Below are 5,634 nucleotides of genomic sequence, written 5' to 3' on the forward strand. Positions count from 1 at the left end.
ATCTCGCCTCCCTGTCACGGAGGAGATCGCGGGTTCAAATCCCGCATGGACCGTAACTGAAGCAACGACTTAGGTCGTTGCTTTTTTTGTGCTTTTTGTTGGATCAGCCTACTTGCAATCGCTTACAGCTTAAGGTATTATACAGGTAGAGAAAGATCTTTCGAATTGACAGCTTAGTTTTTGTGAAAGAGGGTCTGCGAATGTCAGAAAAGATGATCGTCAAGTGAGCCTCCTGAAGAACCAAAATTGTCATTTCACTGTTGGCAGGCTGATGGCTGCACCAAAGGCCGCATTCTAGCGGGAAAGCCTTCCGCGCAAAGGTGTTCTGTTTGTTCACGGCGGCAAGGGTGCTCAAGAATAAGGCTTGCGAACGGTTTGCAATAAAATTGAATATTTGCCAAAAGGGCCACATGTTAGTGTTGAGACATGGGGTCCTTTTTTTACGGCTTTTTGTACTAAAATTTAGCTAAAGAACAAACGAAAGCACAAAGGAGAAAAGACAAATGACGGACATCAAGCTGATTGCGATAGATATTGACGGAACTCTGGTCAATTCCAAGAGTGAGCTGACTCCAGAAACGATCGCGGCGATCAAAGAGGCTAAGAGCCGGGGAATTAAGGTGGTTCTGTGTACTGGCCGCCCATTAAGCGGGGCGGAAGCACTGCTTGAGCAGCTGGGCTTGGACCACGCGGCTGACCAGTACCTGGTCTGCTTTGGCGGGGCAGTAGTGCAAACGACTGCTGGCCAGGTAATCTATGAACGCGGGATTTCCTATGAGGACTTTGTTGACCTGGAAGGGATTGCCCGCAAGTTGAATATCCACTTTCAAGCGATCAGTAGCGACCGGATCTACACCTGCAACAAGGATATTGGCAAGTACACCTTGTATGAAGCCAACCTGGTCAACTTGGGCATCTCTTATAGAACGCCAGAAGAGATGCGGGGGATTGAGCTGATCAAGGCGATGTATATTGAGGACGCGGAGATACTGGATCCGGCCATTGCCCACCGGGAGCTTTTTGAAAAAATTGGCAGCCGTCTGGATTTGATTAAAAAGCGTGCGCAAACTCGTGTCTTTAGACATGAGTCAAGCACGAAAAAGCGCCCCAGAGGGGCGCTTTTTTAGTTTCTATTTTTCCTCCTTCTTTCCAATTCGCCATACTTGCCATTCTGCTGTTTTTTCATGGCTGCAGTGTACTGAGATGCGATATAGTTTTTCACGACTTCTTTGCTCATGTCGCCTAAAGTGCTCATGAAATAGCTTGGGGACCAGAGATGACCACCCCAAAGCATCTGTTTAGTTTCCGGGTGCAGCTCAAACCATTTCCGTGCCGTCCAGCCTTTCAGCCCCTTAACCACATCTACAGGTCTCTGCTTTGGCGAAAACGAGATTAGCAGGTGAACGTGATCGGGCATTACTTCCATTTGCTGGATGTCGATGTCTGACATAGCCGCTCTTTTTTGAAGCAGCTCCTTCATTTCTCCAACCTTTTCCGGGCTGTCAAAGACTTCTTTCCGATACTTGGTTACGAAAACTAGATGAAAATTAAAGTTATAAACGCAACCTCTTTCATGAATAATCATAGTGCATACATCCTTTCTTTATGTTATGATTGTAGCGCAAAAGAAGAGAAAGAAGGCGTGCATCTGTGTCTAATGATGAAAAGTATGGCTTTACCAGACAGTACCACGTGCTGCTGACTGACAAGCAAAAAATCCAACATAAGAAGGCATTGGAAACCCAGAATGCTTTGTTTCAGTACGCTTTAAAGTATCTCTTTAAGACATATGGCGTTAAACATATCGGACGGCCTATGCCGGCCAGCAAAAAGCCCATTCAATACGTCCTCAACAAGATAAAAGCAGCTTTTATCAAGGATAAGTACGACTTAGATCGCTGGAGTAAGTCCGTGCTGTTTTTGTCATCGCATTCAGCCGATGAGTTTCTCAAGACCGTCTACACTAACTTCACGCAGTACCGCAAGCGCTTGGAGAAAGCGGACAAAGGCATGAATGCCAAAGCCCGCTACAATTTTAAGATGAACGTTACCAAAGACAAGCACGGAAAGCACAAGAATCAGCTTCACAAGTCTTGGTATCGCAAGGGATCTATCGGCTTTTTGAGAAATGGCGCAAGCTTTAGAACCATCACTTCGCAAAAGCTTCCAGTAGATTCCAAAGGCGGCATCAGAATCGAGGGCAAGCATACAGACAATCATACCTTCTTAACAGTCGCCGACTTCGGCACGGTTGAAGTCATTGAGGATCTGTCAGATTTGAACTTGAAGGACATTGCGCTGACGAAGATAAAGAAGCTTCCAGATGGCACTTACAGACTGCAGCTGACCTTTTCTCTGCCCCGCGAGAAGCAAGAGTCACAAACGATTCAAGGCTTTGACTGGAACATGGCGGGCAACGAGGCTTTTTGCTCATCAGATGGCAAGCGGATCAAGGTGTCAGACAGCACGATCAAGCGGGCTGACGAGTATGAGCAGAAGATCAACGAGATTAAATCAGCACGTGATCTGGAAGAGAATATCCATGGCCAAAGCAAGCGATACCGGAAGCTTAACCGTAGGCAGCAGAAGCTGAATGCAAAACGGGCAAATCTGCTTACCAATGAATACCGTCATCTGGTGCATCAAGTAGCCGATGATTGCGACACGATAGTCGTTGAGAAGTTGGATGCCTATGAGATGCGCAAGCGTGGAAAAGGCTCCGCCCAAAGCAAGGGCATCAACCGCAGACTGGCGGTCCTCAAACCCTATGAGCTGATGACCATTTTAGAGTCGCTAGTGAGGAAACAGGACAAGACGCTTATCAAAGTGGACTCGTTTTGGACAAGCAAGGCATGCCATAATTGCGGATACATCAATAAAGATCTTAAAGTTGGTCAGAAAGAATGGCAGTGCTCAAGCTGCAAGAAGACGATTGACAGAGACTTGAATGCAGCAAGGAACATATTAGATTGGGGGACTCATCCGGAGCATCACGCAAAGCTAAAGAAAGCAGCTGAAGATGGAAAAAAGCTTAGCCCTTCGTCACTGGTGGCGGAAGTTTAAGCTTATGTAGAAAATGTAGAAAACAGCCCGGGCGAAACGGAACAATCGTCCTTAGCACTAGACGGTACCTGCCTGCGTAATCTTCTGAGCGAGTCAAAACGAAGACGAGACGGTACCGGGCAGCTGTGAAGCTAACCTAAGCACTCCGAGTACTTCTTGGAGTCAGCAATCTTACATGCAATGTGCTGGGTGGCCCCCAGATTCCCGCGACTTTAGTCGTGGGAGGTTCAAGAAGACGGCACCTTTTTACTACGAGGCTTATGCCAAGGGCGTGAACAAGGGAGCAGCTTTAGACAAGCTTTGCGGGATTTTGAAAATCAGCCGCGACCAAGTCCTGGCTTTAGGCGATGAAGAAAATGATTTGAGCATGATCAAATTTGCCAAGCTGGGCGTGGCGATGGGCAATGCAACCGCGCAAGTCAAGGCAGCCGCGGAAGAGATTACCGCGGACAATGATCATGACGGGGTAGCCCTGGCTATCCGGAAGTTTGCCTTATAGGAGGCGAAGAATATGGAAATTAAAGAATTGCCGACGGAGCAGCGGAATCCAGCCAGCATGCGGATCGACCAGATGACGGCAGCGGAAATCGTCAAGACGATCAACGACGCTGACCAGACGGTGGCAGAAGCCGTGAAAAGGGCGTCTGGCCCGCTGGCAGAAGCGATTGACCAGGCTGCGGACCATTATCGCCGGGGCGGGCGCTTGATCTATATGGGGGCGGGCTCTAGCGGCCGTCTGGGCGTCTTGGACGCGGTTGAGCTGGTGCCGACTTACGGGATCAGTCCTGACCGGGCGGTAGGCTTGCTTGCCGGGGGTCCGGGCGCCATGTTCAAAGCCGTGGAAAGGGCTGAAGACCGGGCGGACCTGGGGCAAAAAGACCTGCAGGATCTGAAGCTGAAGCAAGATGACGTCGTGATTGGGCTGGCGGCCAGCGGCCGGACTCCGTATGTTCTGGGCGGGCTTGACTACGCCAGCCAGGTCGGCGCCTTGACGATCGCGGTAGCTTGCGTTTCTGGCAGCCTGATCGGTCAGCACGCGCAAATTGCCATTGAGGCCGTGACTGGGCCGGAAGTGATCACCGGCTCTACGCGGATGAAGGCCGGCACGGCCCAAAAGATGATCTTGAATGCTTTGTCGACAGGGATCATGATCAAGCAGGGCAAGGTTTACCAAAACGTGATGATCGCAGTGAAGCCGACCAACCAGAAGCTGGTTGACCGGGCGATTCGGATCATTATGACGGTCGCGGATGTTGACCAGGAAGCTGCCAGTGCGGCTTTGGCCAAAAGCAAAAGCGACGTGCCAGCCGCGGTCGTCATGCTGAAGCGGGGATGCGGCTTGGCGGAAGCGGCCCAATTATTGAAAAAGCATCACGGCAACGTGGCTGATGTCATTAAATTGAGATAGCAGGGTGACTCTCGAAAAGTCCCCAACTAATTAAACAAGACGCCCCTGGTGTTTGGGGAGTTAGCGATCTTGATGGTCAAGGCAGGTGCCTGTTGACTGATGATTCTGCCAAGTTCCGCCTGCATCAGCGGGTTATGGGTCAAGACCGACCCAGCCAGGGCCAGCAAGGGATTGATGCCGGGATTGCGCTTGAACAGAAGCAGAATTTGCTGAGCCAGCAGCTTTGCTTGGTGGGCAAAAATTGGCGCGGCATCGGCTTGGCCGGCCAGCTGCTTGGCCAGACCAGCGATTTGCGGGCGGGGAGCTTGGTAGAAAGCTGCCACGAGCTCAGGAATGGAGGAAGCGGAGAAGTAGCTGAGGACCAAGGGAGCGAGGGGATGCACTTGCCCCTGGTCATTGGCATGCAGCACGGCTTTGACGGCTTCGGCCGCGATCTGATAGGCGCTGCCTTCGTCTCCGAGCAGCCAGCCCCAGCCACCGGCGCGGGACAAGCGGCCGGCATTCTTGGCATAGACGATCGAGCCGGTTCCCGCGATCGCCAACAGGCCGTCTTGACCTTCAAGTGCACTGAGCAGGGCCAGTCTGGCATCGCTGGTCAGTGAAACCTGCCCAGCGTAGTCACGCAGACGGCTGGTGATTTCAGTGGCAAAAAGCTCCTGTTGCTGGCTGCTTTCCCAGCCCGCGATTCCGATCAGGATCCGCTGGCACTTCCAGTCTTTGTTTGGCAAAGCGGCCGTGGCTTTTTCTATGGCGGAAACGATATTGGCCAGGGTCTGGGGCAAATCCAAGACAATGTTGCCCGGACCAGCTTCGCCATGGCCAACCACCTCTCCTTGCTCATCGTAGCAGTCAGCGGTCACGTGGCTGCCGCCACTGTCGACGCCGAGTAAATACGTATTTTCTTCTGTCATGCCTTTACCTCTTTCTTAGAAATTCTAAAAGCAATATAGTACAAATTTTGGCTTTAAAAAAATAATTTCCAAAAAAATCAGAAAAAAATTCTCTGCAAAAAGCGCAATTTACGAACAATGATTTCGAATTTTGCCAAATCGCGGAAAATGAACAAGAAAAAGTTCGCGTCAGCCAAAAGCACTTTGTCACAACGCGTCCGCGCGTTCACTTGCTAAACCGAATGAAAATCCAAATTTGACGAAAGAAAAAAC

The 5,634-nt window shown here is 50.5% G+C and carries 6 protein-coding genes; 4 read left to right on the plus strand and 2 right to left on the minus strand.

The annotated features are described in order from the left end of the window. Positions 1–503: 503 nt before the first annotated feature. The gene (locus tag OCH80_RS09940) at positions 504–1,127 is read left to right on the plus strand and encodes an HAD-IIB family hydrolase (RefSeq protein ID WP_404540594.1); all 624 of its coding nucleotides are present in this window, start codon (positions 504–506) and stop codon (positions 1,125–1,127) included. Here OCH80_RS09940 and tnpA read toward each other — a convergent pair. Beyond that, positions 1,124–1,585 (minus strand): IS200/IS605 family transposase, encoded by a 462-nt coding sequence (gene tnpA / locus OCH80_RS09945; RefSeq protein WP_404540596.1) that lies wholly within the window; start codon positions 1,583–1,585, stop codon positions 1,124–1,126. The two genes, OCH80_RS09940 and tnpA, sit on opposite strands and share 4 nt — an antisense overlap. Before the next feature lie 65 nt (positions 1,586–1,650). Here tnpA and OCH80_RS09950 point away from each other — a divergent pair, with 65 nt between their 5' ends. The 3 genes from OCH80_RS09950 (at position 1,651) to murQ (ending at position 4,471) form a co-directional block, all read left to right on the plus strand. Then, positions 1,651–3,063, plus strand: coding sequence for an RNA-guided endonuclease InsQ/TnpB family protein (locus OCH80_RS09950; RefSeq protein WP_404540599.1), 1,413 nt, complete (start codon positions 1,651–1,653; stop codon positions 3,061–3,063). 175 nt (positions 3,064–3,238) lie between these two features. Beyond that, positions 3,239–3,562, plus strand: coding sequence for an HAD hydrolase family protein (locus OCH80_RS09955; protein WP_404540602.1), 324 nt, complete (start codon positions 3,239–3,241; stop codon positions 3,560–3,562). A gap of 12 nt (positions 3,563–3,574) precedes the next feature. Further along, on the plus strand, positions 3,575–4,471 hold the full coding sequence (gene murQ / locus OCH80_RS09960) for an N-acetylmuramic acid 6-phosphate etherase (RefSeq protein WP_404540605.1): 897 nt from the start codon (positions 3,575–3,577) through the stop codon (positions 4,469–4,471). 26 nt (positions 4,472–4,497) lie between these two features. Here the strand turns inward: murQ and OCH80_RS09965 are convergent, their stop codons facing one another. Beyond that, positions 4,498–5,382 carry a BadF/BadG/BcrA/BcrD ATPase family protein gene (locus OCH80_RS09965; protein ID WP_404540608.1) on the minus strand — a complete coding sequence of 295 codons (885 nt, stop codon included), beginning with the start codon at positions 5,380–5,382 and terminating at the stop codon, positions 4,498–4,500. Positions 5,383–5,634 lie beyond the last annotated feature (252 nt).

Source organism: Lactobacillus sp. 23-2, from assembly GCF_044902225.1.
GTDB lineage: Bacteria > Bacillota > Bacilli > Lactobacillales > Lactobacillaceae > Lactobacillus > Lactobacillus absianus.

Excerpts from the sequence above, each read along its gene's own strand:
- OCH80_RS09940 (WP_404540594.1), top strand. The coding sequence starts at position 504 with ATGACGGACATCAAGCTGATTGCGATAGATATTGACGGAACTCTGGTC.
- OCH80_RS09955 (WP_404540602.1), top strand. The coding sequence starts at position 3,239 with ATGCAATGTGCTGGGTGGCCCCCAGATTCCCGCGACTTTAGTCGTGGG.
- tnpA (WP_404540596.1), bottom strand. The coding sequence starts at position 1,585 with ATGATTATTCATGAAAGAGGTTGCGTTTATAACTTTAATTTTCATCTA.
- OCH80_RS09965 (WP_404540608.1), bottom strand. The coding sequence starts at position 5,382 with ATGACAGAAGAAAATACGTATTTACTCGGCGTCGACAGTGGCGGCAGC.
- murQ (WP_404540605.1), top strand. The coding sequence starts at position 3,575 with ATGGAAATTAAAGAATTGCCGACGGAGCAGCGGAATCCAGCCAGCATG.